The organism is Oscillospiraceae bacterium MB08-C2-2, from assembly GCA_035621215.1.
In the GTDB taxonomy this organism is placed as follows: domain Bacteria; phylum Bacillota; class Clostridia; order Oscillospirales; family Ruminococcaceae; genus WRAV01.
Map to the genome: position 1 here is coordinate 589574 of CP141729.1, position 25629 is coordinate 615202.

Here is a 25629-nt window from a genome sequence, read left to right on the forward strand (position 1 = left end):
GACAGCTCTGCCGAGCTGTGCTATACTAAAGAAGATCTAAATGTACCAATAGCCTCACATGTATATGTAAGCCATTGAACGTTTGATGTCTTACATATACATGTGATTTTTTGTACAGGTAGAAATTTATTTTATGGAGGTCCAGACACATGAACAAAGGTACAGTGAAATGGTTTAACGCAGAGAAAGGTTTCGGCTTTATTTCTAACGATGACGGCGGCGAGGATGTATTCGTGCATTTCTCCGCTATTCAAGTAGATGGCTTCAAAACCCTTGAAGAAGGCCAGAAGGTTGTTTTCGAGACCGAGCAGGATCCCAAAAACAGCAGCAAGCTGCGTGCCAAGGATGTCCGCCCTGCCTAATCAGGCAAGGTAAAGCAAAAGGTACCATATTTCTCTTTTGAGAAGTATGGTACCTTTTTTCGTTTCAAGAATGCGTTCTTACAGAGTAGATAGTGGGATTAGTGCGACTAAGAATTTTCTAGGCTTTCCAGCGCTTCAGCATTGGGAAAAACTTCTGCATCATTTCCCGGGCACCTTCATTGGTCATACTGGGGTTATGTTCCACCATAGGGGCCACACACATCTCAATCATCTCATCCATACTGCCGTGAAAATTAAATTCACCTTTTTCATAGCAGTAGCTGCAATAGTCTGCACTTTTGCTGCCATCCTTTTCTGTACCATAGAGCTCTGTTGAGTTATTCATGGGCATTCCGCAGCTTTGGCAAAATTTCACTTCCATTGTTCTTCCTCCATATAATATATTTTCAAAGGATATTGTCCTTTTCTAAATACAATTATACTAGTTAGAACCTGACAAGAGTGTGTCAGGTATTGTGATGCATATAAATTGTTTTTGCCCAAGCTGCCAATTCATGACGCAAATGTGCAGGCTCCAATACTTCCAAAGCTGTGCCAAAGGAAAATAGATAGCTGATAACCCAACTGTTTGGGGGAAAGTGCGCTGTAACCAACAACGAGCCATCCTTTTGCTTTTTGATGCTTTTCTGATTAAACTCATCGTAGATTCGAAAGGCAACGGATGGATCAAAGCGCAGAAGCAAGGTGATGGAAGATTCAAACGGCCTCATAGTGGATTCCGGCGGAGGCGCCTCAGAAAAATCCTCGCTAAAGTGTTGATCCGTCAGCTCAAATTCCGTTATGCGGTTGACCTTAAAAAGGCGAAAATCCTCGGCCTTTAGGCAGAAAGCCTGCAAATACCAGTTTTTATCCTTGAAAATAAGCTTGAAAGGCTGCATTTCCCGCTCTGTAATTTCACCGGAGGTGCCGCAATACTGGATGCGAAGCACTCTTTTTTGCAGTATAGCTGTTTTCAGCAGATCAAACCTTTGGTTATCTACAGGGCCTTGCCCCCACCGGGAAAAATCCACCTCAATCCAGCTGGTGTTCTGTTTTTGAAACACAGCACCCAGCTTTTCCAGCAGAACACCCACCTCTTGATCGGCGGCCTGCAAGCTTTGCAGTGAAAAAAGAAGTTGGTTCTGTTCTTCATCGGAAAAAAGAGCTTTGTCAAAGGTATAGCCGGACTGCAAGAAAATGCCGCCATTTTTCCCCGAGGTGGTGTATAGAGGCACCCCCGATATAGAAAGAGCCTCCACATCCCGGTAAATGGTGCGCACCGATACCTCCAGCCGCTGAGCCAGCTCTGGGGCGGTTGCAGAGCCTTTTTCCAGCAAAATATATAAAAGCTGAAACAGACGATCGTTTTTCATAGCTACCTGCCTTTTTAGTACAGCTTGATGTTGTCATAAGCGCAAAGTACTTGTTGTACCGCAAACTTTATCCATCGGAGATGCTGTGAGAACAGAATTAGTATACCATGAAAGCGAAACATTATGGAATACTAATTCTGTTCTCACAGCATGCAATGCCTCTAGGTGAGCAATTGGGATGCAATGTTTAGTCGCTGGAAAATAGAAAAAAACCGGGCTTGCTCCCAATGGGGAACAAGCCCGGTTTTCGTTTTATTGGTTATGCCTGAAGCAGGCTGTTAAGCCGATCCAGAACATCCTCTGCATCAATGCCGTGCACTTTGCAGGCATCCGCAAGGGATTCCATCTGCGAGGAGGGGCAGCCAAGGCAGTGCATACCGCACTCCATCAGAACCGGGGCTGCATCCGGGTATTGCCGCAGGATATCGCCGATAAGCATATCCGCAGTAACAGCGGCCTCCTGAACGGTGGTCTCACCAAAGAAAAGCTCAATATCATCTTCCACAGTGCCGATTCCGGCAATACCGAAGTTTTCGACCAGAACCTTAGCCACGTTGGGGGAAAGGAAGGCGGGCAGTGTGGGCCCAAGGTGGATATTCTTAACGCCCAGATACAGCAGCGCCAGCAAGACGATAACGGCCTTTTGCTCATACCACGCAATGTTGTAGGCGATGGGGAGATCGTTGATATCATCCAGCCCAAAGACCTCTTTCAGCTTGAGAGCAATCACGGCCAGAGAATAGGAGTCGTTGCACTGACCGGCATCCAGAACACGGGGGATACCGCCAATATCGCCAAGATTCAGCTTGTTGTATTTGTATTTTGCGCAGCCTGCGGTCAGGATTACAGCGTCCTGGGGGAGAGCCTTGGCAAAATCGGTGTAGTAGTTTCTGGATTTTGCACGTCCATCGCAGCCGGCCATAACCACGAACTTCTTGATCGCACCGGATTTGACAGCGCCAACCACAGCATCGGCCAGAGCCAATACCTGATTGTGGGCAAAGCCGCCGATGATTTCACCCTTCTCGATTTCGGTGGGGGCAGCACAGCCCTTGGCCTGCTCGATAATCTGGGAGAAATCTTTCTCCTGCCCGATTTCGCCGGGAATGTGCTTGCAGCCGGGGAAGCCTGCCGAACCGGTGGTGTAGAGGCGGTCTTTGTAGCTTTCTTTAGGCGGAACAATGCAGTTGGTGGTCATGAGGATAGGGCCGTTGAAGCTTTCAAATTCTTCCTTCTGCTTCCACCATGCGTTGCCGTAGTTCCCTACAAAGTGGGTGTATTTCTTGAATGCAGGGTAGTAGTGGGCGGGGAGCATCTCGGAGTGGGTATAAACATCCACGCCAGTTCCTTCAGTCTGCTTAAGCAGCATTTCCATATCCCGCAGGTCATGGCCGGAAATCAAAATGCCGGGGCGGGTTCCCACGCCGATGTTGACCTTGGTGATTTCAGGGTTGCCATAGGCGGTGGTGTTGGCCTTATCCAGAAGAGCCATACCATTTACACCGTATTTACCGGTTTCCAGAGTCAGAGCCACCAAATCGGCGACACTCAGGGAATCATCCAGCGTTTTGGCCAGTGCGCTCTGCAAGAAAGCATCCACTTCTGCATCGTCCTGAAGCAGAACATTTGCATGCTTGCTGTAAGCGGAGAGCCCCTTCAAGCCATAGGTAATCAGTTCACGCAGGCTGCGGACATCCTCATCCTTGGTGGAGAGCACACCCACCTCTTTTGCTTTTGCGGCAAACTGGGTGCGGTCTGTGGATTCCCACAGGGCAGCCTCCGGCAACAGCTCAGTATGCGCAACCTGTGCAAGCAGCTCTCTTTTTTGATCCAGTGTATCAAATATACGGGCAACAATGGCTTCTTCATCGAAGTTGGCGTTGGTAATTGTAATGAACAGGTTCAGTGTAATCAGGTGGTTGATATTTTGGTCAACCGTTTTTCCTTCGGCCCGGAGCTGTGTGGTTACAGCGGAAATACCTTTAGTTGTATAGACCAGCAAATCCTGCATGCCGGCAACCTCTGGTTTTTTCCCACAGACACCTACTTGTGTGCAGCCGGTGCAGCCAGCGGTTTCCTGACACTGATAACAAAACATTTTATTTTCCATCATGCATCCTCCCAATTTTTCAGTTGTTGTTTCCTCGATGCATTTATGATAACAAAGAAGATGCAAAAAATCCGTAACTTGCGTTACGGATTTTTAAATTACAAAATATTTTGCATTTCTTCCAGATCGGTGATGTAAATATGCCTTTTTTCAATATACAGCAGGTCTTCGTCCTGCATTTTCATTAGCTCTCTTGAGAGAGAGGGGCGAGCTGTGTTCAAAAAATCGGCCAGCTCCTCCCGGTTCATGGCGAGGGTTACTTTTCCATCGGGCTGAGCATTTTGAAGCAAAATCTTTGCGATTTTTTGCCGTAGGGTGGAGCAGGAAAGAATCTGAAGCTTTTGGTTGAGAAAATAAGCCTTCTGCGCCAGAATCGAAAGGATGTTGGAGATCAGCTTTGTGTGATAATCGCAGGCCTCTCCGCAGGTGTGATAAAGAAAATCCCGGGGAATCTGCAATACCTTTGAGGCTGTAACCGCCTGTGCGTAGTGATCGTATTCTCTCTTATTCAAAAACAGAAAAACCTCACCAAACAGCTCTCCGGGCTGATTGAAGGCAGCTACGATGCTGCGCTTTCCGGAGCTGGAATCGTTGCATACGGCAACGGAGCCCTCAACCAGCACCAGCAGCTTTTCGGGTACATCCTTTTGATAAAAAACCATCTCATCCTTTTGATAAACAGCAATTTCCGATTTGCTGCACCGCAGGCAATTTTCAATGTCACTTTCCGACATACCGGAAAAAAGCGGGCAGTTTTTTAGCGTTGAAACCATCCTTCACCTTCTTTCAGGACATCAAATGGTATACTCTCTGCACTTGCAGACAGTATACCATATTTTCTGTGCTTTGTCCTGTTCCGTTTAGGGGGTGAAATTATGACTTAACAAACACCAGCAGCATTTTAAAAGGTTTTACCGCTTTCAGCGCATGAGGAATGCCCGCTGGCATCATAATGCTTTCGCCGGCTTTGACCGTATAGGTATTTTCGCCGATGGTGACCTCTGCTTCTCCCTCCAGAATGAACGGGAGTGCATCGCCGGGGGCGGCATGTGGGCCGATTTTGGTACCCGGATCAAAGGCGAAGAGTGTCAAACCCACTTCGGGGCGGCGCGCCAGTGTGAGGCTGACCACTTGATTGCTTTCGTAAGAAACCTGCTCTTTCAGTGAAAGCACTTCCGCCGGAGCCAGATGTTCAATGGCTTTTTTCGTGGTCTTGCCATCTTTGCTTTGGTCCGCAAGGGTCATTTGTATCAGCTGATAGGGGCTTTTGCCTTCAACAGCATGTTCGATACCGGAACCGATTACAATGCCACTTTCCTTGGGAATAGGATGGCTTGTGCCATCTACCGTGACAACAGGTGTTCCGCTGAGCACATAGTAGAGAGTATCTCCCTGATAGGCCTCATCGCTGACGCCTTCGCCGCCATCAAAGGCGAACAGCGAAAATTGAAGGTCGCTGCTGTCGGTTACATCCATGCTGGCAACCTGCCCGGAACGAACCTTGACCAGCTCATCCAAGCGAAAAACTTCCTGATCGGGAAGACGAATAATTTTACTCATGCTGATTCTCCTTTATCATTTTGTAGACTGTGGGAAAACGGTCTTTTGCCGCAAAGCTTCACCAGAGCGGAGCATACGCCGTGCGTTTTGCATTACACTGTCGATTTGATTCAGCTGGGTGAGCAGTTCTTTTTCTTCGGGGCTGGTTTCCAGCACAGCATGGATACCGCCGCTGCGGATTACAATGCGCCGGTCAGCCATCAAGGCCAGAAGAGGATCATGGGTTGCCATAAGCACAATTTTATCCTGCGAAACCAAAAGCTCCAGAGCCTTACGCCGGTCAATGCCCGCATTTTCAATTTCATCAATAAGCACAATGGGGGAGGCGCTTAAAACAGCTGTATCTGCAATCATCAGCGCTCGGGATTGGCCGCCGCTGAGGCTGGTGACAGGTGTATCCGCTGAAAAGCTCTCACCAGCCAGCCGGTTTGCCTCTTCCAGTATGCGCCGGGTAATTTCGCCCGGATTTTCTACCATACGGCTTTGGGCGTGCATTTCCACAAATTCGCCTGCACTTAAATCCATGACAAAGTTCATATTTTGCGAAAGCTGGGCCACCAGCTTGTTGTTGGGGGAATAACGCCATTTGGCATCCGGCACAGAGCCGTTGATCAAAATACTGCGCCCGGTGGGGGTATCTCCCTGTGCGGCCCATTCAATGTCCGCAAGCAGGCGGCTTTTGCCGGAGCCTGTTGGCCCCACAATGGAAACGATCTGAGAGGGCACAATCACCAGCTCTTCAAATTGTTCCGGTAACCCTTCCTTATTTCGGCCCGGCAGAATAGTCAGGGAGCTGACTGCCTTGGTTTTTTCGATGCCAAGGAACTCGGTCATCTGCTGGATATAGGCTGTCAGCTCGCCGGGCAGGCGATCTATATCAATGGCTTTATCCTCCAATTCCTCTTCGGTAAGGAGGGCCAGATATTCTTCAAAGGTAAGCTGCTCAAAGCCTGCGGTTTCGAGCCGGTTTTGCTGCAAAAAATCCGCCGCAAAGGGGTATTCCTTCAAAAGCTGTGCAAGAGTTAGGTGTTTCATTTTTTATCCTCCTCCCACACCATTTTTTTGGTATTCCCCAGCTGGTAGCTTTCACCGATGCGGGTTTCACCCAAGCAGTAAGAGCACATGGCCGCTGGCATGGGAAAGCGCAGCTTCATGCCCTGCACTGAATCCAAATGCTGCTCTTCGTCATAAAGCAAGGTGCTCAGTTCATAGGCACCTTGACCGCTGAGCCCATTGACATGCATTACCATGGCCTTGGGGTTCACTGCGCTGACACGGGATGCAAAGACCTCCCGCTCTGCCTGCGAGACAATATCCCCTTTGGTAATCACCACAATGTCGGCGGATTTAAGCATAGGCCCGATCTTTTTGGGTGTGTTGATGCCGGAAAGATTATCAATGACACATACACCCTTTACTCCCACCAGATAGGGTGAACAGCGGTTGCAAAGCCCCGCCGATTCGGTAATCAAAAGGTCAAGACCCTCCCGATTGCCCCAGCGAACCACATCCTCGATGTTGGAAGCGAAGAAGTGGTCAGGGCAAAGAGCACCGGAAAGCCCCTTTTTGATGGGAACCCCCGCCTTTTCATAGAGCAAATCATCGTCGGTATGCAGGCAGTCAAATTTGACTACCCCCACCGAGATGCCCCGTTTTTGAAAAGAAGCAATGGTTTTGAGAATAACCGATGTCTTGCCGGAGGAGGGCGGGCCGGAAAAAATAGTCAGGTTCATACTTTACCACCTGCCCCTTCAAAGAAGATGCGCTCTGTTTCCGCCAGAAGTGAGCCGATATCATGGCTGTGGATATATTCCCAACCCGGCCACATAAAAGTGTGCTCCGGTGAAAGCCCGTTATCCACCTCCGGGTGGGTTGAGGGGAACTTTCCGTTGGCGGAAAGCACATTCCCCATCTCTTTGGAAAAGAGGAAATCCACCAGCGGTTGAGATTTTTCCCGAGCGGAGGCTTTGGTCAGCAAAAAGATCGGGCTGACAACGGCACCGTCCTTAGGCCAAACCGGCCGCATGGGGCCGCCTTCCTTGACCATATGGGTGAAGAAATAAGGCATAACGGTAATCACCGGGGTTTGCTCCTGCATTCTGGCGCCTGTTTTCACCATCTGAGCGGGGTGCATGGAGGTCAGCAGACCACGGCCCAAGCTGGCTACGCCTTCTTCACCATATTCTTTATATATTCCCAGCAAAACAGCGTTGAACAAATCCAAATCCCGCATAGGCAGGGCAATGGTGTTTTCAAATTCTGGCTTAAGCAGATCGGCCCAGCTTTCCGGGAAGGGGCGATCGCCCAACAGCTGGGTATTCACCATAAAGATAGCGGGAACCACGCCAATAATGGAATATTGCCCATGAGGGTCCTTTAAATCAATGGCGGCATTGTCAAAACAGGGATTGAGCCGGTCGGCACCGGTCAGGTCAGCAAAAACCTTTTGATCAATATGCCTCCCCATGGCCTGCCGGTCAAAGAACAGGCTGAACCCGGCCGAAAGATAAACATCCGCCAGACCAGTTTCGTCAGCACTGCCGCTTACCTGATCCCGCAGCCAATCCAATCCCATGCTGGCGGCCTGTAAATCGTAATTGACCACTGCTTTTTGCCCACTCAGCCATTCATCCAGCTTTTCCAGAAGCTGAACACGGATAGGGCAGGGCAGAACACCGGCCAGTTTCAGCTCACCCTCCGGGCTTTCCAGCTTGGCTGCTCCCAGCCCAGTGGAGAGAGCCGGATTTTTTTGCTCAATTGCCTCCACCATTTGCTGTTCAAACAGTGCAGGGTCAAAATGCTTGCTGCGCAGTGCAGTTTCAACAGAAATGGTTTTGCCAATGGTTTTGCGCATCATATCGTTTCGCAGATTTTCAAACCCGTTAGCGGCCAGCAGATCAATCAGTTCGGGATAACGCTCGGTTACATCATAGACCTTATCGGAAAGAGAAAAGTAAGAGTTCATAGCAGTGCCTCCTATAGGGATGGTTTATGTTTTGCCGGGTGCGTTTTTCCGGCAGTGCTGTTTCTTTGTTTATATAGTAACCAATTTTTTGCGTAAGTTCTGTAACATAGGTTACGCAGAACATGTCCTTTATAAGGATATACACCTATAATCCGTAACCACGGATACGGAATTTTCTGCCAAATATGTTATACTGAAAATGTCAGAGGTGCATGGTCGGCCCGAAAGCAGGGAATCCTATTAACAGAGCTTTACCCTATGAAGGAGGAATTGAAATGAGTGCAGAGATCAACAACCGGGAATACCGTCAGCAGGTGCTTAAGGAGCTGATTGCTCAGCTTCATGACGGGAAAAGCGTGGAGGAGGTGCAGGCAAGGTTTGCCGAGGTTTTCGGCCATGTATCGGCCGAGGAGATTGCGCAGGCGGAGCAGGCCCTCATAGCAGGCGGGCTGCCGGTGGCAGAAGTACAGCGCCTTTGCGATGTCCATGCTGCCGTATTCAAAGGATCCATTGAGGAGATTCACCGCCCCTCTGACCCTTCGGAACTTCCGGGACACCCGGCACATACCCTGAAAGAGGAAAATCGTGCGCTGGAAAAGCTGATCAAGGATATTCGAGGAAGTTTAGCCCAGTTGCCGGATGCTAAGGCAGAGAAGGCCCTAAAAAGCGGTCTATCGGAGTTGGAGCAGCTTGACCGCCATTATCTAAAAAAGGAAAACCTGCTTTTCCCTTATTTGGAGCAGTATGGTATCACTGCGCCGCCCAAGGTTATGTGGGGTGTGGACGATGAAATTCGCCAGCAGCTCAAGGAACTGCAACAAAAGCTCTCGGCAGCGGGCGCTTCCGAAATAGCGCAGGAACTGGAAGGGCTTCTGACCAAAATCATCGATATGATCTTTAAGGAAGAAAACATCCTTCTGCCTATGCTGTTGGAAAACCTGACGCTGGATGAATGGAAAACAATCGCCGATGAAAGCGGCGAGCTGGGCTATTGCCTCCTTGATTCGGTTCCCCAGTGGAAGCCCTCCGAGGAGAATCTCCCTGTCATGGAGCAGGCAGTGCCCTCTGCTGCCGGGGTGATTACACTGCCCACCGGTGTTTTGAAAACCCAGGAGCTGGTTCGCCTGCTGGATACACTGCCCCTCGACATTACCTTTGTGGATAAGGATGATACAGTCAAGTATTTTTCCCAGGGTGTGGAACGGGTATTCCCTCGCACAAAGGCCATTATCGGCCGTAAGGTCTCCAACTGCCACCCACCCGCAAGTGTGCATATTGTGGAGCAGCTGGTGGAAGATTTCAAAGCCGGGCGCAAGGATCAGGAGGATTTCTGGATTCATATGGGGCCCAAGTATATTTTGATTCGTTATTTTGCTGTCCGCAGTGAGGAAGGGGAATATCTGGGTGTGCTGGAAGTGACGCAGGATATTCAGCCCATGCAGAGTATTCAGGGAGAGAAGCGCCTCGTTTCAGAGGATATAGAGTGATTTTATGTTCACATAAATGGAATCTACACGGGAATATTTATATTGGTTGCCGATGAAAATCGATCAAAATAGTATAAATTCTACCTCAATAGAGTTATAGAAGCTGTTGACTTACAAAACAGTCTATGATATTTTTGTAACAATCTTGATTTTAATACTCTATATGGAAAGGATGCGAAAAAATGAGTCTTTTTGATTTAACAGGTAAAGTGGCGGTTGTAACAGGGGCTTCCTCCGGGTTGGGTGTTCAGTTTGCGCAGGCGCTTGCAAAACAAGGAGCAAGCCTTGCGCTGGTTGCCAGAAGAAAGGATCGTCTGGATAAGCTAGCTGCAGAATTTAACCAAGCGGGCACAAAAGCCATTGCAGTGCAGTGCGATGCCTCCAAAGAGGAGGATATCGTTGCGGCTGTTAAGGAAATCAAGGATGCATTTGGCAGAATTGATATTCTGGTGAACAATGCGGGTGTGGGTCTTGTTGATAAGGCTGAGAACCAATCCAAAGAGCTTTGGGATACGGTTATCGGCGTAAATCTGACCGGCGTGTTTCTGTTTGCCCGGGAGGTTGCCAAGGTTATGATTCCCCAGAAATATGGCAAGATCATCAACATCGGTTCGCTGCACAGCAATACGGCGATCAATGCCGCTGTTAATCCTGTATCCGCTTATGCTACTTCAAAGGGCGGTGTACAGATGCTGACCAAATCCCTTGCGGCGGAGTGGGCACAGCATAACATCACCGTGAATGCCATTGGGCCGGCTTATTTCCCCTCTGAAATGACCGATGGCGCAGTCAGCAACGACAGCTTTAAGCAGTTTGTGGCGGTTCGCTGCCCGATGGGCCGTTTTGGCCGTGACGGTGAGCTGGATGGTGCTTTGATTTATTTCGCTTCCGATGCTTCTTCCTATACAACCGGCCAGCTCCTGAATGTGGATGGCGGTTGGAATACCATATAACTTTGTCTTATTGGGTATAGAAAAAGCCTCCGGTTTAACCGGAGGCTTTGCTTTTACCCTAGGAAAATATCATACAGGAGAGAAACTATTTTTTTGATCTAGGCAAAGGGTCTTTTACATCGGTTCTACCCAGAAGATAATCAGTGGTTGTATTGTGGTAATCTGCAAGCTTGATTAAAATCTCGGTGGGAATATCCAGCTCTCCACGCTCATAATGACTGTAAACTCTTTGGCTGCAATGCAGAATTTCGGCCATTTCTCTTTGCATTAAATCTTTGTCTTCCCTCAGATTTCGGATTTTTATATACATCATTCTCACCTTAGAAAAAGTTTAGAGACGATTCTTTTTTGCAGCTGGCAAAGGGTCTTTTACATCGGTTCTGCCCAGAAGATAATCGGTAGTGGTATTGTGGTAATCTGCAAGCTTGATTAAAATCTCGGTGGGGATATCTACATCTCCACATTCATAATTGCTGTATATTCTCTGGCTGCAATTCAGAATTTCGGCCATTTCTCTTTGTGCTAAATCTTTGTCTTCCCGCAGGTTTCGGATTCTTATATACATCGTTTTCACCTCAAAATAAGTATATCTTAGCGATATATTCGCTATTGACTTCAAGCGAATATATCGCTAAGATATAAGTGGGGTGATATTATGCCGGACTATAAAACCATGTATTTCAGGCTGTTCAACAGGGTTACAGATGCAATTCATATTTTGCAGGATGGGCAAAGAGAAGGGGAGCAGGCGTTTATTGAAAGTGGTGAGGAAGCCATATTGCTGTCCGCAAAAGCAAAAGAGCCACGGGATTCGATTTGAGTTCCGTGGTTCTTTGTGGATGCTGCTGCTGAATTGTCAAACTCCGGAATGTATGTTATAGTAATAGAGCTTGTTAAGAGCCCTATTAAAATGATACACACCTGAAAATGGGGAGTTTCCATGAAAAGCAAAACAAAGAATGTATTGGTCTATATTTTGACCGTTGTATTTGCCATTTTATACATATTCATAGGGAATAAGATGGCCACCAAGGATTTTGTTCATTTCAGCGGGGTCAACTCGGCTGTTTTTAAAAAGAGTGTTGTTACCGAAATTGTTGACCGCACCTCCGCCGAGCAGCAAATTGGTGGTGTATCCTATTCTGGTGGGGTGAATATTCGCTTTAAGGCAAGGGTTCTCACCGGAGAAAACAAAGGGGAGGTTCTCACAGCCTTACAGAATTCCGACCCCTACATGACCATGCAGATTAAAGAGGTTGAGGTGGGGGATAAAATCCTTTTGACCAAAAACCAAGACCCCAGTGCCACCATTGAATGGACAATTGCCGAATATGTCCGCAGTGATGCTTTGATTGTGCTGGCGCTGGTATTTGTGGGGCTGCTTCTTTTGTTTGGCAGGGGGAAAGGGCTTAATACCATTATTTCGCTGGTTTTTACCTGTCTTGCTATCTTTATGGTGCTGATCCCCGCCATTCTTTCCGGCAAAAATATATACGGCTGGTCTTTGGTGACCTGTACTTATATTGTGTTGATCACCCTGCTGATTGTGTATGGAGCCAATGAAAAGAGTTTGGCGGCAGGCTTGGGGTGTGCCGGCGGGGTTTTGCTTTCCGGTGCTTTAACCATGGGCATGGATCAGATTCTCAAGCTGACCGGTATGCTGGATGAGGAATCCATTTATCTGCTGGTGCTCAGCGAGGAAAATCCCATTGATCTCAAGGCGATCATTTTTGCCGCTATCATGATCGGCGCCATCGGGGCTATTATGGATGTGTCCATGTCCATTGCTTCGGCTCTTTCGGAGGTGTGCGGAACCATGCAGTCGCCCACTTGGGGCAGCGTTGTCAAATCTGGGCTGACCATTGGCCAAGATATTATGGGAACCATGACCAACACCCTGATTTTGGCTTATATCGGCAGTTCGCTTTCCATTGTGCTGCTGCTGGCGGCCTACAATGCCTCACTCATTCATCTGACCAATATGGAAATGATTGTGGTTGAAATCCTGCAATCCCTGATCGGCAGCATCGGCATTCTCTTTACACTGCCGCTCAGCTCGCTGATTTGTGCGTTCCTGTATACCCGCAAAAAAACAGATAAATCCCGGCAGGCCGCCTAGCCTAGCCTTTTGGAGAGATATTATGCATACACTGGCAGCGATCCTGTTTCTCTGGAATACCGTTGTATTCTTGCTTTATGGCACAGATAAGCAAAGAGCCAAAAAGAAGGCTCGGCGTATCCCCGAGCGTACTCTTTTGCTTTGTTCATGTTTCATTGGCGGTATTGGTGCTTTGGCCGGCATGTTCTTTTTCCGCCATAAAACCCAGCATACCCGGTTTAGGATATTGGTGCCTATATTTTTTCTGACCACAACTGTGGCGATGGTTTATCTTTACAGGATTCTATAGGCTGCAAACGCCGAGAATATATTAAAAGCGTGTCGTTATAAAAAACGATACGCTTTTTTAGTGGGGAAGATCCTCTATTGAATCAGTGACCGAAGCTTTTTTAGATTGATCAGTGAAACCTGCCCCCGGGAAAGCTCCACAAGCCCTTCACCCGAAAAATAGTTGAGCATACGGGTTACCACCTCTCGGGCGCTGCCCATATGGCGGGCAATTTCATCGTGAGTGATCCGCAGCAGGGTGGTATCCTCAATTTCGCTCTGCTCCACCAGAAACGAGGCAAGGCGGCTGTCAAAGCTGGTGAAAAGCACCTGCTCCATAATCCACATCACATCGGAAAAGCGGGAGGCCATAAGCTGGTTGGTGTAATCCGCCACAGGCAGAGAGGTTTTCATAAGATTTGCATAGATATCGGGGGGAATAACAAGAATATCGGAATCCTTTTCTGCTTCTACATGCAGAATAAAGTTAATGTTTTTCATAATGCAGGAGGCGGAAAACAGGCAGATATCCCATGCAAAAAGCCGGTATAAGGTGATCTGCTTACCGTTCTCTGAAAGGATGAATACCCGTAGCTGCCCGGATTTAACCAAAAAAAGACCCGAGCATTTATCCTCCCCGCTGTGGAGAAGCTGGCCTTTTGAAAAGCGCCTTTCGGCAGTCACCTTTTTTAGCTGTGCCTGTTGTTCCTTGGTCAGCAATTCCCATTTGGGAAACAGTCCTTCCAGTGTGGGCGTTGATTCTGTCATGATCCGCTTACCTCCCAATTCTTCACAAAACGAAGACCCTATACCTAATGAGTATAGGGTCTTCCAGCGGAATATTCAAGTGAAAACAGAAGAACTTTTAGAGGAGAAGTGGGGAGAAAAAGAGTGGGCAGTGTTCGGGGTGCGGGTAATGCGGTGTGGTACTGCTGCGGAAGTATATGAATCAATCCGGATTGGATTGGTTCGGCAATTTTAATGGAAGCCCTTTTCAAGGTGACCGGGCCACTGGGCTATGCCGCCTATGTTGGTGAGATTGCTGTAACCTAGCTCTGCCAAGGCAATACAGGCATGATGGCTGCGGATACCGCTGAGGCAATAAACAAAGAGAGGGGTGTTTTTATCCGGCAGCAGCGCGTCAATATCATGTATCCTGCCTCCCGGAAGATGAACACTTCCGGGGATATGACCCTGCCGATATTCAGGGTCAGACCGTACATCCAAGATTGTGATATCCGGATTGGCGGCTAGAACCTCATATGCTTTTTGCATGGTAATGGTGGAAAAAGACTGTGTTAAAATAGCGGGCATTATAATCCCTCCAGAAGCTCCAGAATCTGAGCCTTGGGTTTTACCCCTACTGAAACAGCGGCCAGCTTACCGGCTTGGATAACAGCAAGCATGGGGATGCTCATCACATTAAACTCGGCGGCCAGTTCTTGTTCTTCATCCACATTGACTTTGCCGATTTTTACCCGATCGGCTGTTTCTTTGCCAACCTCCTCCAAAACAGGGGAGAGCATGCGGCACGGCCCGCACCAAGGAGCCCAGAAATCCACCAGAACCGGTTTATCAGAAGAAAGAACCTCATCTTCAAAGTTTTCTTTGGTTAATACAATGGTTGACATGATTAAGTACCTCCAATCAAGAATCCTGTGTTGTTGAGTTCAGTATATAGAATCCTTGCGGCGTTATCTGTAACAAGGTTACCAATCTAAAATAAAAACAAAGGCTCTTTCTATAAGCGGCCATTTGCTGTATAATACTATTCAAAACCAAATGGTCTGGAACCAACGATGGAGGAAAATTAAAGATGCAAAACAGAATGAAACGATTTCAGTTAACAGAAAAGCAGGTGGAGGAGCTCCTTCACAGAGCAGAGGTAGGCCGGCTGGGTACCATTGGAGAGGATGGCTACCCCTATGTAATTGCCATGCATTTTGTTTATCACAAAGGCAGCATCTATATGCATGGGTTGCCCAAGGGCCAGAAGATTGATAACATACAAAAATACCCCAAGGTCTGCTTTGAGGTGGATGAATTGCTGGGGCTTCAAATTGATGCAGATGGTAAAGCCTGCAATACAGAAGCGGTCTATAACAGCGCTGTTATCAGGGGAACCGCCCGAATTTTAGAAGAAATAGAATCTAAAAGAGAGGTGCTTGGCAAGCTGGTTGAAAAATATACACCTCAGTTTGCGGGGCAGGAGCTCCCGGAAAATATGGTAAAGGGCACGGCGGTGATCGAAATCCGTATAGACACATCCACAGGCAAATACCACAGCTAAGCATTGCACCTGTAGATGGATCTGGTAGGCACGCCTTTTAGTAAACGTACTTTTGTGGTATAATATCTGCAAACGCAGATGTTATACTACCTTATGCGCAGGGCGATTCGCTCACGGTGTTCGCTGCCGCCCTAAATGCGCAATTATACGTTCCATTCTCATACCCGGCGTCCGGCGAGGGAAAAAGCAACGGCCTTGCCTGCTGCCAGAGAAGACTTTTTTCTTTGATGACTTTCTTTTTCTGCCAAAAAGAAAGTCATTGCCTGTGCGGCATAAGCACGATCGAAGCCTAACAAGTATCTCTTGCTATGTCTAGGCGGCGGGGTACCAAGGGGCGTGCCCCCTGGCGATTCTTCGCATCCTTTCTCATCGTGGAGAAAGGATGTGCCAGCCACACGGCAAGAGTGCGGAAGTGAAGAATAACGGCTTTATTAAACTCTAGGAAAGCAATTTTATAATTTAGTAACCCTACTTACTAAATGTTCTGTTCTCATGCCCGGCCTCCGGGCTATTCAATCAATATAGGAAAGACTTAACGAGGTCAATGCTGCATGCTCATTTCTGCGGAGAAAATCACCAAAAGCTATAATGAAAAGCCTTTGCTGGAGGATTGCACCCTCCATTTAAGCGAGGGGGATAAAATAGGGGTTATCGGCCGCAACGGTGCCGGAAAATCCACCTTTATTAAAATCATGGCGGGAGCAGAAATCCCGGATGGAGGCACAGTCACCCGATTTTCCGGGGCACAGATCGGCTATCTGTCGCAAAACCCTGATCTGGATGAAAAGGCTACCGTTTTGGAGCAGGTGCTGACCATGGCTGGCGGTGAGCGTGACTTGCAGGAGTATCAGGCTAAAAACATCCTCAACCGGCTGGGAATTACCTGCTTTGATGCTTTGATCGGGCAGCTTTCCGGCGGGCAGAAAAAGCGGGTGGCATTGGCGGCGGTCTTGATCACCCCTTGTGAAGCTTTGATTCTGGATGAGCCTACCAACCATTTGGATAACGACATGATTGCGTGGCTGGAGGGCTTTTTGATCAAATATACCGGCGCTTTGCTGATGGTTACCCATGACCGGTATTTTCTCGATCGAGTGGTTTCGAAAATCGCTGAGGTAGATAGCGCTTCTCTTTATCTTTACGAAGCGAATTACTCCAAATATCTGGAGCTGAAAGCGCTCCGGGATGAAGCGGAGGCCAGTGCCTTCCGCAAGCGCCAAAGCCTGCTCCGCAAAGAGCTGGCATGGATCAGCCGGGGTGCCAAGGCAAGAAGCACGAAGAGCCGGTTCCGAGTGGAGCGTTATGAGGCGCTGAGCGCCATGGATGGCCCCGAAACCGCCTCAAAGCTGGAGCTTAGCTCTATTTCCAGTCGACTTGGGCGCAAAACCATCGAGATAACCGATCTGACCAAAGGCTTTGGGGGAGAAGAACCTCTCATTCGGAATTTTGAGCATGTGTTGGCCCGTGATGCCCGCATTGGCTTTGTGGGGCACAATGGCTGTGGCAAGACCACGTTACTCAAGCTGATTGCCGGGCAGTTGGAACCGGATAGTGGCTCTGTGGTTTTAGGCGATACCGTTAAAATCGGCTATTTCTCGCAGGAATGCGATGAAATGGATTTATCCCAAAAGGTGATTGATTATGTCAAGGGTTTCGGAGAATCCATCCAAACCCCGGAAGGGACACTGACCGCCTCGCAGCTTCTGGAAAAATTCTTATTCCCCTCCGATCTCCAATGGAATACCATTGGCAGATTGTCAGGCGGAGAGCGCCGCCGGCTTTTTCTGCTGGGTGTGCTGATAACCGCCCCCAATGTTCTGCTGCTGGATGAGCCCACCAATGATTTGGATATCGATACCCTGATGATTCTGGAAGAATACATTGAGAGCTTTCAGGGCGCTGTGCTGGCGGTTTCCCATGACCGTTACTTTTTGGATAAGATTGCCCACTGGATTTTTGAGTTTCAGGAGGACGGTGTCATCCGCCAATATATGGGGGGCTACTCCGATTATCTCAGGGAGCGTCCCACTCGGGCGGGCGGCGGTGAAAAAGCGGCAGCACCTAAGGTTCAGGGGGAAAAACGAACGCCCAGTTCCCCTAGAAAGCTGCGCTTTTCTTTTAAAGAGCAAAGAGAATACGAAGAAATTGATGATACCATTGCCCGGCTGGAGCAGGAAAAAGAGCAGCTTGATCAGGAGTTGGTGACCGGTTCCAGCGATTACGAAAGGCTCCAGCAGCTTTTGACCCGTCAGACAGAGCTGGAAAAGGAACTGGAGAATCAAACAGAGCGCTGGGTGTATCTCAATGAATTAGCGGAAAAAATAGCAGAACAGGAATCAGCAAACAGATAAAGGAGGTTTAAGGCTTATGAAATCAAAGATTCTTTCCACCGGCACATTGGAATTCGGCATGCAGGTTAAGAATCCGTTTATTGCGTGTATGCACCATCGGGATGAATTCCCTCAAGGCAATGCTCAAATGGGGCCAGCGGTTCCCAGCAGCGAAAAGCCCACACAGCAGGAATTCGATCACAGCGCACCTTGGCGCATGTATTACGGAGATACGGTTCCCGGCTTTCCGGTGCATCCCCATCGGGGCTTTGAAACGGTTACTGTGGTGTTGGAGGGCTTTGTGGATCATGCCGATGGCTTGGGTGCCATGGGCCGATATGGCAACGGCGATGTGCAGTGGATGACAGCCGGTGCCGGGCTCCAGCATGCTGAAATGTTTCCGCTCCTTTCCGAAACGCAGCCCAACCCTATGGAGCTGTTTCAGGTATGGCTGAATCTTCCGGCAAAAAGCAAGTTTGTGCCTCCTCATTATAAAATGCTGTGGGATGAGGAAATCCCCGTTATTCCCCACATGGATGAAAACGGGCACAGCACCCATATCCGCCTGATAGCCGGGCGCTATGGCCGTATTACAAGCCCCTCGCCCAACCCGGATTCATGGGCGGCTGATCCCGCCAATCATGTGGGTATTTGGCTGCTGACCATGGAGCCTGAGGCCCAGTTTATCATCCCTCGTGGCTCGTCTACCCTGAGCCGGATGCTGTATTATTACAGCGGTGAGACAATGGAAATCGAATCGGTGGCATTTTCTTCCGGCTCCTTTGCGGAGCTGGATGGGGGAGAAGGCATTGTGCTGAAAAACGGTTCCAAAGAAAGCCGCCTTTTGCTTTTGGAGGGCGAACCCATTGATGAACCGGTTGTGGCTCACGGCCCTTTTGTAATGAATACACGGGAAGAAATTATGCAGGCCTTCAACGACTACCAAAAGACACAGTTTGGCGGATGGCCATGGGCACAAGGCGGCCCGGTGGCTCCCAGAGAAAAGGGGCGCTTTGCCCAGTATGAGGATGGCCGGGTAGAATACCCAGAGGATAAATGATTGCAGAAAGATGCCCGGGAACCGGCCTTAAAGGCTGGCTTCCGGGCTTTTTGTCCTCTTAGGCGGTTTCCACATCCACAGAGCTGTTATCCATGATAGGAGGCAGCTCAGGGGGAACATCCGGCAAGGGCTTTATTTTTTGGCGATAAATGCGTATCAGAAATACCGTTACCAGAATCAGCGTGCTGATCTCGGCAATGGGGAAGGCCCACCAAACGTTGTTGATAGAACCGGTACGTGCCAACAGAAAAGCTGCAGGCACCAATACCACCAACTGGCGGCTGATGGAGCCAGCCATGCTTAAAACGCCCATCCCCAAAGACTGAAACACAGAGGAGCATACAATGCCATAGCCAGCTAAAACAAAGCTGATGCTTATGGTCCGCAGGCCGGCCACTCCAATTTCGAGCATGGAATCCGATGGCTTAAACAAGGCCAATATCTGAGAGGGGAAGAGCTGGAAAAGCGCCAGACCCACCAGCATAATGCCACTGGCATAAAGGATGGCCAGCCGGATTGCCTGAATCATACGGGCCTTGCTTTGGGCGCCGTAATTGTAGGCAACAATGGGAACAACAGCGTTGGTGATGCCGAAAATGGGCATAAAGACAAAGCTTTGAATCTTGTAATAAACCCCCATAAAGGCGGTGGCGGTGTAGGTAAAAGCAGAAAGCACCTTATTGAGGAAAAACAGCATAAACGACCAGATGGAAAGCATGATAATGGAGGGGAGGCCCACCTTATATATTTCCTTCAATACCGGAGCGCTGGGGCGAAAGCCGCTAAACTGGAGCGAAATATCCTCGTTTTTTCGGTGGCAGACATAAACCGCCACAATTCCGCCTGCAATCTGGCCGATTACATTGGAGATAGCGGCTCCCTTCACACCCATGGCTGGGCATCCCAGCAGCCCGAAAATCATAATGGGATCCAAAACCATATTGATGACCGCCCCGAGACCTTGGGTAAGAAGAATGTATTTGGTTTTTCCGGTGGATTGCAGCAGCTTTTCATAGATCAGCTGAGCAAACAGCCCAACCGAAAAAATGCAGCAGATGGATATATAAGAAGTACCATACTCGATAATTTCCGACACATCGGTTTGCAGTGCCATAAAAGGCCGTGCCCCAAAGATGCCGAACAGCATGAAGCTCACGGTATAAATCAAGCTGACGAATATGCCGTTTTTAGCGGTACTGTTGGCAAGGCTGAAATTTTTCTCGCCCAAGCTGCGGGAAAGCAGTGCATTCACGCCCACTCCGGTGCCCACACCCATGGCAATCATTAAATTCTGTACAGGCGCCACAATGCCCAGAGCGGATAAGGCCTGCTCATCAATTCGGGAAACCCAAACGCTGTCCAATATATTATAAAGAGCTTCCACCAGCATAGAGAATACAATGGGCAGTGCCATGGAAATCAACAGCCGGTTAACAGGCATGGTACCCATTCTGTTTTCCGGTTTTGCCGTGGTTTTTGTTTCCTTACTCACCGGTTTTGTTCCTCCTGAAATGTTTTACGTATAGACGCATTGTCCACAATACCATAAAATAAATTTATAGTCAAACAGTGGGCAGACGCAAAAAAAGGACGAAGAGCCGAAGCTTTTCGTCCTAGAAAAAACGCTGTCTTATTGGCCAACCAAAACAGGAAAGAAAGAGACAAACCAGCGGGGCTTATTCGTGGAAGGAAACCACAGTATCAAAAGGAAGAAAAGCACGCTCACCCGGAGTTTCGGCAGCCTTGCCAAATGGCATTTGAGCAATCAGCTTCCATTTGGAGTCTACACCCCAAGTGGATTGAACAGCAGAGTCAACCAGCGGGTTGTAATGCTGGAGAGAAGCCGCAATACCATCGGCGCTCAGGCTCAGCCACAGGGCATATTGGAGCATTGCATTTCCGTGCTCAGACCAAACAGTAAAATTATCGCTGTAGCTGGGGAAATTCTTTTGCATAGCTTCAACTGTTTCTTTATTTTCAAAAAAGAGAATGGTGCCGTTGCCTGCGGCAAACCCGGCCAGCCTCTCTTTGGTGGCGGCCAGACTTTCTGCATCCTTTAAAAGAGGGGCGAGTGCTTCCTCAACCAGCTTCCAGAAATGTTTATGCTCTTTATCCATCAAAACAACCAACCGGCTGCTCTGCATCGAAAAAGCGCTGGGGGTGCATAGTGAATTTTGAATGATCTTCTCTAGTCTCTCCTTGGTTACCGAAGAATCTGTGCTTAAAATGCGGATGGAACGGCGGTCGGCAATGGCTTGCTGAAGAGAAGTTTCTTGATAAGACATATAAAAACCTTCTTTCTGTCAGTTATATAGTTTGAATCAAACAATCAAAAAGTGGTTGTCTAATGTAGACACTTGAAAGTGTTTGTATTTATTATAACGAAATAATGTGAAAAAATTGTGTATATCCGAAAAAAATAGAGCGATTTAGTAGCTGAAAGAAGGTTATGCACAATAAATTAAAAAAAGAATAACCCTTTTCTCAGGCTGGCTGACACTCTCCTTTTAATTTAACAGGATAGCTATATTTTCCAAATAATTTTATTCAGGGATGAATAATAATCACAAGTTACTGTATTTTTTTTCATTTTTCCCTTGCAATATGCTTGTTTTGGTGTATAATAATTACAGCGAAAGAATTTTGAGCTCATTTTGGAGGAAATAACTATGAAGAAAAAATTAGGCCTTATTTTATTTTTAGTGCTTTCATTGGTGCTGACTGCATGCGGTGGAGCAGGTAACAGCAGCCAGTCTCAGGAGCCTGTTGCTTCAGCATCTCCCTCAGCGCCTGCATCCGAGGCAGAGGCCGCTTCCAGCGAAGCCCCTGCGGCATCCGGCGGTGAACTGATTATGGCCACTGAGGCTGGCTTTGCACCCTATGAATACTACAGCGGCAGCGATATTGTTGGCGTGGATGTGGATATAGCCAAAGAGATTGCCGCTGAAATGGGCAAAACCCTTAAGGTTGTAGACATGGAATTCGGTGCCATCATTCCCACCGTTGATGCCGGTAAAGCCGATTTCGGCGCAGCCGGTATGTCCATCACTGAAGAAAGAAAAGAGCAGGTGGATTTCACCATTGAATACGCCACCTCCAAGCAGGTTATTGTTGTTGCTAAAGACAGCGCCATTAAAGGCCCTGCTGATCTCGGCGGCAAAACAGTTGGTGTTCAGCTGGGAACCACCGGTGACTTAGTGCTGGCAGATGAATATCCCGATGTGACTCTCAAGCAGTATAATAAATTCTTCGATGCCACCAACGATTTGATCAACAAGCGTATCGATGCCATTGTGGTGGATAGCCTGCCCGCTCAGGAGATTGTCAAAACTTCCGAAAATCTTGTGATTTTGGATGAAGAGCTTTTGATAGATAAATATGCCTTCTGTGTGAAAAAAGGCAACACAGAGCTGCTGGATACCATTAACAAGGTTATGCAGAGGCTGGTTGACGAAGGCAAGATCGATGAATACACCCTTAGCCATTCGGCTTAATTGTTAAGATACACAAAACATAAATACAACAGAACAGGGCCTCCTGCGAGGCTCTGTTCCTTGTTGGTTTTGAGGGATTTTGCGGTTTGTGAAGGGGGAAGAAAATGATTTGGATTCAAAGCATTGCGGGTGATATCTATAAGAGCCTGTTTGCGGAACGAAGATGGCGCTTTTACTTGGAGGGAACCGGAAACACCCTGCTTATGGCGCTGATGGCAACGTGTCTGGGCATTTTCATTGGCATGATCATTGCCTTAATTAAGGTTACATATCAGCAGACAGGAAAGCTGAAATGGCTTAATAAGCTGGCCAATTTATACACAACCATCATTCGGGGAACGCCGGTGCTGCTCCAGCTGCTTATTTTTTACACCATTATTTTCAAGGCGGCTCCTGTGGGCGCGGCTATTGCGGTTGCGGCTCTGGCCTTTGGAATCAACTCGGGTGCCTATGTCTCGGAAATATTTCGGGCCGGTATTGTTTCCATCGATAAAGGGCAGACTGAGGCGGGCCGTTCACTGGGGCTTAACCAGAAGCAGACCATGCGCCTGATTGTGCTGCCGCAGGCGATCAAAAATATTTTGCCTGCTCTGTTCAACGAGTTCATCTCTCTGCTGAAGGAAACCTCAGTGGCAGGCTATATTGCGGTGGTGGATATTACCCGAGCCGGTGATATCATCCGCTCCCGCACATGGACTCTTTCGCCTTTGTTTATTGCAGCTGCCATTTACCTCTGCCTTGTGCTGGGGCTGACCAAGATACAGCAAAGGCTGGAAAGGAGGCTCTCTGCCGGTGATATGCGTTAAAAATCTAAGCAAGACCTTTGGTTCTCATCAAGTACTCAAAGGCATTGACGAAGTAGTCAAACAGGGTGAGAAAATTGTGGTAGTCGGCCCCTCCGGCTCTGGAAAATCCACCTTTCTGCGCTGCCTGAATTTGCTGGAAACCCCTACGGGTGGTTCCATTGTATTCGATGATGTGGATATAACCGATCCAAAAACGGATATCAACCTGCTTCGCCAGAAGATGGGCATGGTGTTTCAGCACTTTAACCTGTTCCCCCATCTTACCGTGAAGCGCAATATTACCCTTGCACCCGTCACTTTAGGGCTGATGACTCAAAGCGAAGCAGATGCCCGGGCTTTGGAGCTTTTGGAGCGCATCGGGCTGGCCGATAAGGCAGAAGCCTATCCCCAGCAGCTTTCCGGCGGGCAGAAGCAGCGCATTGCCATTGTACGGGCCTTAGCCATGAATCCTACTGTGATGCTGTTCGATGAGCCTACCTCGGCCTTAGACCCTGAAATGGTAGGCGAGGTTCTGGCTCTGATGAAGGATTTGGCGCAGGAAGGCATGACCATGGTGGTGGTTACTCATGAAATGGGTTTTGCCCGTGAGGTGGGAACCCGTATCCTTTTCATGGATGAAGGCAAAATCGTGGAGCAAGGGCCTCCCGAAACCTTCTTCACCCAACCGAAAAACCCACGGCTTCAGGATTTCTTAGCCAAGGTGCTGTAATTTTAAAACACTTATAAAATAAAAAGGCCTCCAAGCGTAGCTTTCATACTACGGTTGGAGGCCTTTTTTCTATACCAGTTCATCGCCCTTGCGGCAATTTTAATGCAGGTGGCAGGCTTCGGTATCCAGAATCTCACCGACAATGGGAACGGGATCGATTCCCAGACGGGTGTAGTAGTCGGAGATAGCGGCCTTAATGGCTTGTTCAGCCAAAACAGAACAGTGGATTTTCACCGGGGGCAAGCCCTCCAGAGCTTCCACAACAGCCTTGTTGGTCAACCCAAGAGCTTCATCCAAGGATTTACCCTTGATCAGCTCGGTTGCCATGGAGCTGGTGGCGATGGCCGCACCGCAGCCAAAGGTCTTGAAGCCTACATCTGCAATGATGTTGTCCTCCACCTTGATGTACATTTTCATAATGTCACCGCACTTGGAGTTGCCTACCTCACCAATTCCGTTGGCATCGGCAACCTCGCCCAAATTGCGGGGATTGGAGAAATGATCCATTACTTTTTCAGAATATAACATGCAAAACACCCTTTCAGGTTAGAATTTTTAACTTCATTTTTGGGCTGTAATCTTTTCCCACAGGGGAGACATGGCCCGCAGGCGCTCCACAATGGGGGGCAGGGTTTCCAGAATGGCATCAATGTCTGCGGCGCTGGTCAGCTCGTTGATGCTCAGACGCAGGGAACCGTGGGCTTTTTCATGAGGCAATCCCAAAGCCAACAGAACATGGCTGGGGTCCAGAGAACCAGAGGTGCAGGCGGAGCCGGAGGAAGCGCAGATACCGGCCATATCCAGCATAAGGAGCATACCCTCGCCTTCAATACCCTCAAAGGCAACGTTTACATTTCCGCAGAGGCGGCGCTCACGGTCACCGTTGAGGCGGGAAAGAGGAATTGCTTCCAAAATGGTATCAATCAGGCGATCCCGCATAACCTTTATATGAGCAGTGCGGGTCTCAATGTTGGAGCAGGCCTTTTCCACTGCAAAGCCTAAAGCGACAATGCTGGCCACATTTTCCGTTCCAGCCCGCTTGCCCCGCTCCTGACCGCCGCCGTGCAGCAGAGGAGGAAGGTTCACACCCTTGCGGACATACAAGGCGCCCACTCCCTTGGGAGCATGGAGTTTATGGCCGGTCAGGGAAAGAAGATCGATTTTCTGAGCGGCTACATCAATGGCAACGTTGCCCACGGCCTGAACCGCATCGGTATGGAACAGAACACCCTTGGCCCGGCAAACCTCACCGATTTCAGCGATAGGCTGAATGGTGCCGATCTCGTTGTTGGCATACATAACGGTAATGAGAGCGGTATCCTCACGGATCGCATCTGCTACCTGTGCGGCGGAAACCAAACCCAGCTCATCGACCGGCAGGTAGGTGGCCTCAAAGCCTTCCTTAACAAGAGCCTCGACTGTATGCAACACTGCATGATGCTCGATGTTGGTGGTGATAATATGTTTTTTGCCCTTTTTTTGGAGCATGCGGGCAACGCCCTCAATGGCCCAGTTATCGGATTCACTGCCGCAAGAGGTAAAATAAATTTCACCGGAAGCAGCACCCAAAGCACCGGCTACCTGCTCACGGGCCTTTTCCAGAGCAATTTTGGCTTCACGGCCTTTGCTGTAAATACTGGAGGGATTACCGAAGCCTTCCTTAAGATAGGGGATCATGGCGGCCAGCACATCATCGGTGATGGGGGTGGTGGCTGCATTATCCGCATATACAAATCGTTTCATA

Annotated in this window: 29 protein-coding genes; 12 read left to right on the top strand and 17 right to left on the bottom strand. The window is 48.7% G+C overall.

Annotated features, from left to right (window positions below; all coding sequences use genetic code 11):
* Positions 1-149 precede the first annotated feature (149 nt).
* Positions 150-362 (top strand): cold-shock protein, encoded by a 213-nt coding sequence (locus U6B65_02565; protein ID WRS28026.1) that lies wholly within the window; start codon positions 150-152, stop codon positions 360-362.
* A 118-nt stretch (positions 363-480) separates the two neighbouring features.
* Here U6B65_02565 and U6B65_02570 read toward each other — a convergent pair whose 3' ends face one another.
* The 8 genes from U6B65_02570 to U6B65_02605 all read right to left on the bottom strand — a co-directional run bounded on the left by U6B65_02570 (position 481) and on the right by U6B65_02605 (position 8370).
* The gene (locus tag U6B65_02570; protein ID WRS28027.1) at positions 481-744 is read right to left on the bottom strand and encodes a zinc ribbon domain-containing protein; all 264 of its coding nucleotides are present in this window, start codon (positions 742-744) and stop codon (positions 481-483) included.
* An 85-nt stretch (positions 745-829) separates the two neighbouring features.
* Positions 830-1735 (bottom strand): YafY family protein, encoded by a 906-nt coding sequence (locus U6B65_02575; GenBank protein WRS28028.1) that lies wholly within the window; start codon positions 1733-1735, stop codon positions 830-832.
* Positions 1736-1994: 259 nt separating this feature from the next.
* On the bottom strand, positions 1995-3845 hold the full coding sequence (gene hcp / locus U6B65_02580; GenBank protein WRS28902.1) for a hydroxylamine reductase: 1851 nt from the start codon (positions 3843-3845) through the stop codon (positions 1995-1997).
* A 98-nt stretch (positions 3846-3943) separates the two neighbouring features.
* On the bottom strand, positions 3944-4618 hold the full coding sequence (locus U6B65_02585; GenBank protein ID WRS28029.1) for a Crp/Fnr family transcriptional regulator: 675 nt from the start codon (positions 4616-4618) through the stop codon (positions 3944-3946).
* A gap of 100 nt (positions 4619-4718) precedes the next feature.
* Complete coding sequence (locus U6B65_02590; GenBank protein WRS28030.1) at positions 4719-5405, bottom strand: cupin domain-containing protein; 687 nt, start codon at positions 5403-5405, stop codon at positions 4719-4721.
* Between the two features lie 15 nt (positions 5406-5420).
* On the bottom strand, positions 5421-6440 hold the full coding sequence (locus U6B65_02595; protein WRS28031.1) for an ATP-binding cassette domain-containing protein: 1020 nt from the start codon (positions 6438-6440) through the stop codon (positions 5421-5423).
* Positions 6437-7138 carry a GTP-binding protein gene (locus U6B65_02600; protein ID WRS28032.1) on the bottom strand — a complete coding sequence of 234 codons (702 nt, stop codon included), beginning with the start codon at positions 7136-7138 and terminating at the stop codon, positions 6437-6439. Before U6B65_02600 ends, U6B65_02595 begins: the two co-directional genes overlap by 4 nt.
* Entirely contained in the window at positions 7135-8370 is a 1236-nt protein-coding gene (locus U6B65_02605; GenBank protein WRS28033.1) for an ABC transporter substrate-binding protein, read from the bottom strand. The genes U6B65_02600 and U6B65_02605 overlap by 4 nt, the downstream gene beginning before the upstream one ends.
* A gap of 275 nt (positions 8371-8645) precedes the next feature.
* On the opposite strand from U6B65_02605, the gene U6B65_02610 reads away from it, so the two are divergent.
* Entirely contained in the window at positions 8646-9857 is a 1212-nt protein-coding gene (locus U6B65_02610; GenBank protein WRS28034.1) for a DUF438 domain-containing protein, read from the top strand.
* A 182-nt stretch (positions 9858-10039) separates the two neighbouring features.
* Positions 10040-10810 (top strand): SDR family oxidoreductase, encoded by a 771-nt coding sequence (locus tag U6B65_02615; protein WRS28035.1) that lies wholly within the window; start codon positions 10040-10042, stop codon positions 10808-10810.
* An 85-nt stretch (positions 10811-10895) separates the two neighbouring features.
* On the opposite strand, the gene U6B65_02620 is transcribed toward U6B65_02615, so the two are convergent.
* Together U6B65_02620 and U6B65_02625 are read right to left on the bottom strand one after the other, a co-directional pair.
* Positions 10896-11120, bottom strand: coding sequence for a helix-turn-helix transcriptional regulator (locus U6B65_02620; GenBank protein ID WRS28036.1), 225 nt, complete (start codon positions 11118-11120; stop codon positions 10896-10898).
* Positions 11121-11141: 21 nt separating this feature from the next.
* Positions 11142-11375: a helix-turn-helix transcriptional regulator gene (locus U6B65_02625; GenBank protein WRS28037.1), complete on the bottom strand. Its 234-nt coding sequence runs from the start codon at positions 11373-11375 to the stop codon at positions 11142-11144.
* Positions 11376-11465: 90 nt separating this feature from the next.
* Between U6B65_02625 and U6B65_02630 the strand changes: the two genes are divergently transcribed.
* From U6B65_02630 to U6B65_02640, 3 genes are all read left to right on the top strand, one after another.
* Positions 11466-11630 (top strand): hypothetical protein, encoded by a 165-nt coding sequence (locus tag U6B65_02630; GenBank protein WRS28038.1) that lies wholly within the window; start codon positions 11466-11468, stop codon positions 11628-11630.
* A gap of 120 nt (positions 11631-11750) precedes the next feature.
* Positions 11751-12929 carry a YibE/F family protein gene (locus U6B65_02635; protein WRS28039.1) on the top strand — a complete coding sequence of 393 codons (1179 nt, stop codon included), beginning with the start codon at positions 11751-11753 and terminating at the stop codon, positions 12927-12929.
* 22 nt (positions 12930-12951) lie between these two features.
* Positions 12952-13218 carry a DUF1294 domain-containing protein gene (locus U6B65_02640; GenBank protein WRS28040.1) on the top strand — a complete coding sequence of 89 codons (267 nt, stop codon included), beginning with the start codon at positions 12952-12954 and terminating at the stop codon, positions 13216-13218.
* 74 nt (positions 13219-13292) lie between these two features.
* Here the strand turns inward: U6B65_02640 and U6B65_02645 are convergent, their stop codons facing one another.
* The 3 genes from U6B65_02645 to trxA all read right to left on the bottom strand — a co-directional run bounded on the left by U6B65_02645 (position 13293) and on the right by trxA (position 14827).
* Positions 13293-13964, bottom strand: coding sequence for a Crp/Fnr family transcriptional regulator (locus U6B65_02645; GenBank protein WRS28041.1), 672 nt, complete (start codon positions 13962-13964; stop codon positions 13293-13295).
* Between the two features lie 210 nt (positions 13965-14174).
* Positions 14175-14510 (bottom strand): rhodanese-like domain-containing protein, encoded by a 336-nt coding sequence (locus U6B65_02650; GenBank protein WRS28042.1) that lies wholly within the window; start codon positions 14508-14510, stop codon positions 14175-14177.
* Positions 14510-14827 carry a thioredoxin gene (gene trxA, locus U6B65_02655; GenBank protein ID WRS28043.1) on the bottom strand — a complete coding sequence of 106 codons (318 nt, stop codon included), beginning with the start codon at positions 14825-14827 and terminating at the stop codon, positions 14510-14512. Before trxA ends, U6B65_02650 begins: the two co-directional genes overlap by 1 nt.
* Before the next feature lie 197 nt (positions 14828-15024).
* Here trxA and U6B65_02660 point away from each other — a divergent pair, with 197 nt between their 5' ends.
* From U6B65_02660 to U6B65_02670, 3 genes are all read left to right on the top strand, one after another.
* Complete coding sequence (locus tag U6B65_02660; GenBank protein ID WRS28044.1) at positions 15025-15486, top strand: pyridoxamine 5'-phosphate oxidase family protein; 462 nt, start codon at positions 15025-15027, stop codon at positions 15484-15486.
* 551 nt (positions 15487-16037) lie between these two features.
* On the top strand, positions 16038-17837 hold the full coding sequence (locus U6B65_02665; GenBank protein ID WRS28045.1) for an ABC-F family ATP-binding cassette domain-containing protein: 1800 nt from the start codon (positions 16038-16040) through the stop codon (positions 17835-17837).
* A gap of 16 nt (positions 17838-17853) precedes the next feature.
* On the top strand, positions 17854-18876 hold the full coding sequence (locus U6B65_02670) for a pirin family protein (GenBank protein WRS28046.1): 1023 nt from the start codon (positions 17854-17856) through the stop codon (positions 18874-18876).
* Between the two features lie 58 nt (positions 18877-18934).
* On the opposite strand, the gene U6B65_02675 is transcribed toward U6B65_02670, so the two are convergent.
* Both U6B65_02675 and U6B65_02680 read right to left on the bottom strand, forming a co-directional pair.
* A complete protein-coding gene (locus U6B65_02675; GenBank protein ID WRS28047.1) occupies positions 18935-20368 on the bottom strand; it encodes an MATE family efflux transporter in 1434 nt (477 codons plus the stop codon).
* A gap of 184 nt (positions 20369-20552) precedes the next feature.
* On the bottom strand, positions 20553-21161 hold the full coding sequence (locus U6B65_02680; protein ID WRS28048.1) for a nitroreductase family protein: 609 nt from the start codon (positions 21159-21161) through the stop codon (positions 20553-20555).
* A 384-nt stretch (positions 21162-21545) separates the two neighbouring features.
* Between U6B65_02680 and U6B65_02685 the strand changes: the two genes are divergently transcribed.
* The 3 genes from U6B65_02685 to U6B65_02695 all read left to right on the top strand — a co-directional run bounded on the left by U6B65_02685 (position 21546) and on the right by U6B65_02695 (position 23885).
* Positions 21546-22370, top strand: a complete 825-nt coding sequence (locus U6B65_02685) for a transporter substrate-binding domain-containing protein (GenBank protein WRS28049.1) — start codon at positions 21546-21548, stop codon at positions 22368-22370.
* 104 nt (positions 22371-22474) lie between these two features.
* A complete protein-coding gene (locus tag U6B65_02690; protein ID WRS28050.1) occupies positions 22475-23176 on the top strand; it encodes an amino acid ABC transporter permease in 702 nt (233 codons plus the stop codon).
* On the top strand, positions 23163-23885 hold the full coding sequence (locus U6B65_02695; protein WRS28051.1) for an amino acid ABC transporter ATP-binding protein: 723 nt from the start codon (positions 23163-23165) through the stop codon (positions 23883-23885). The genes U6B65_02690 and U6B65_02695 overlap by 14 nt, the downstream gene beginning before the upstream one ends.
* A 99-nt stretch (positions 23886-23984) precedes the next feature.
* On the opposite strand, the gene nifU is transcribed toward U6B65_02695, so the two are convergent.
* Both nifU and nifS read right to left on the bottom strand, forming a co-directional pair.
* Entirely contained in the window at positions 23985-24413 is a 429-nt protein-coding gene (gene nifU / locus U6B65_02700) for a Fe-S cluster assembly scaffold protein NifU (protein WRS28052.1), read from the bottom strand.
* A 33-nt stretch (positions 24414-24446) separates the two neighbouring features.
* Complete coding sequence (nifS, locus tag U6B65_02705; GenBank protein WRS28053.1) at positions 24447-25628, bottom strand: cysteine desulfurase NifS; 1182 nt, start codon at positions 25626-25628, stop codon at positions 24447-24449.
* Position 25629 lies beyond the last annotated feature (1 nt).

Bases quoted from the DNA above. Each gene is read 5' to 3' on its own strand.
- U6B65_02565 (WRS28026.1), top strand. From the start codon at position 150: ATGAACAAAGGTACAGTGAAATGGTTTAACGCAGAGAAAGGTTTCGGC.
- U6B65_02570 (WRS28027.1), bottom strand. From the start codon at position 744: ATGGAAGTGAAATTTTGCCAAAGCTGCGGAATGCCCATGAATAACTCA.
- U6B65_02575 (WRS28028.1), bottom strand. From the start codon at position 1,735: ATGAAAAACGATCGTCTGTTTCAGCTTTTATATATTTTGCTGGAAAAA.
- hcp (WRS28902.1), bottom strand. From the start codon at position 3,845: ATGGAAAATAAAATGTTTTGTTATCAGTGTCAGGAAACCGCTGGCTGC.
- U6B65_02585 (WRS28029.1), bottom strand. From the start codon at position 4,618: ATGGTTTCAACGCTAAAAAACTGCCCGCTTTTTTCCGGTATGTCGGAA.
- U6B65_02590 (WRS28030.1), bottom strand. From the start codon at position 5,405: ATGAGTAAAATTATTCGTCTTCCCGATCAGGAAGTTTTTCGCTTGGAT.
- U6B65_02595 (WRS28031.1), bottom strand. From the start codon at position 6,440: ATGAAACACCTAACTCTTGCACAGCTTTTGAAGGAATACCCCTTTGCG.
- U6B65_02600 (WRS28032.1), bottom strand. From the start codon at position 7,138: ATGAACCTGACTATTTTTTCCGGCCCGCCCTCCTCCGGCAAGACATCG.
- U6B65_02605 (WRS28033.1), bottom strand. From the start codon at position 8,370: ATGAACTCTTACTTTTCTCTTTCCGATAAGGTCTATGATGTAACCGAG.
- U6B65_02610 (WRS28034.1), top strand. From the start codon at position 8,646: ATGAGTGCAGAGATCAACAACCGGGAATACCGTCAGCAGGTGCTTAAG.
- U6B65_02615 (WRS28035.1), top strand. From the start codon at position 10,040: ATGAGTCTTTTTGATTTAACAGGTAAAGTGGCGGTTGTAACAGGGGCT.
- U6B65_02620 (WRS28036.1), bottom strand. From the start codon at position 11,120: ATGTATATAAAAATCCGAAATCTGAGGGAAGACAAAGATTTAATGCAA.
- U6B65_02625 (WRS28037.1), bottom strand. From the start codon at position 11,375: ATGTATATAAGAATCCGAAACCTGCGGGAAGACAAAGATTTAGCACAA.
- U6B65_02630 (WRS28038.1), top strand. From the start codon at position 11,466: ATGCCGGACTATAAAACCATGTATTTCAGGCTGTTCAACAGGGTTACA.
- U6B65_02635 (WRS28039.1), top strand. From the start codon at position 11,751: ATGAAAAGCAAAACAAAGAATGTATTGGTCTATATTTTGACCGTTGTA.
- U6B65_02640 (WRS28040.1), top strand. From the start codon at position 12,952: ATGCATACACTGGCAGCGATCCTGTTTCTCTGGAATACCGTTGTATTC.
- U6B65_02645 (WRS28041.1), bottom strand. From the start codon at position 13,964: ATGACAGAATCAACGCCCACACTGGAAGGACTGTTTCCCAAATGGGAA.
- U6B65_02650 (WRS28042.1), bottom strand. From the start codon at position 14,510: ATGCCCGCTATTTTAACACAGTCTTTTTCCACCATTACCATGCAAAAA.
- trxA (WRS28043.1), bottom strand. From the start codon at position 14,827: ATGTCAACCATTGTATTAACCAAAGAAAACTTTGAAGATGAGGTTCTT.
- U6B65_02660 (WRS28044.1), top strand. From the start codon at position 15,025: ATGAAACGATTTCAGTTAACAGAAAAGCAGGTGGAGGAGCTCCTTCAC.
- U6B65_02665 (WRS28045.1), top strand. From the start codon at position 16,038: ATGCTCATTTCTGCGGAGAAAATCACCAAAAGCTATAATGAAAAGCCT.
- U6B65_02670 (WRS28046.1), top strand. From the start codon at position 17,854: ATGAAATCAAAGATTCTTTCCACCGGCACATTGGAATTCGGCATGCAG.
- U6B65_02680 (WRS28048.1), bottom strand. From the start codon at position 21,161: ATGTCTTATCAAGAAACTTCTCTTCAGCAAGCCATTGCCGACCGCCGT.
- U6B65_02685 (WRS28049.1), top strand. From the start codon at position 21,546: ATGAAGAAAAAATTAGGCCTTATTTTATTTTTAGTGCTTTCATTGGTG.
- U6B65_02690 (WRS28050.1), top strand. From the start codon at position 22,475: ATGATTTGGATTCAAAGCATTGCGGGTGATATCTATAAGAGCCTGTTT.
- nifU (WRS28052.1), bottom strand. From the start codon at position 24,413: ATGTTATATTCTGAAAAAGTAATGGATCATTTCTCCAATCCCCGCAAT.
- nifS (WRS28053.1), bottom strand. From the start codon at position 25,628: ATGAAACGATTTGTATATGCGGATAATGCAGCCACCACCCCCATCACC.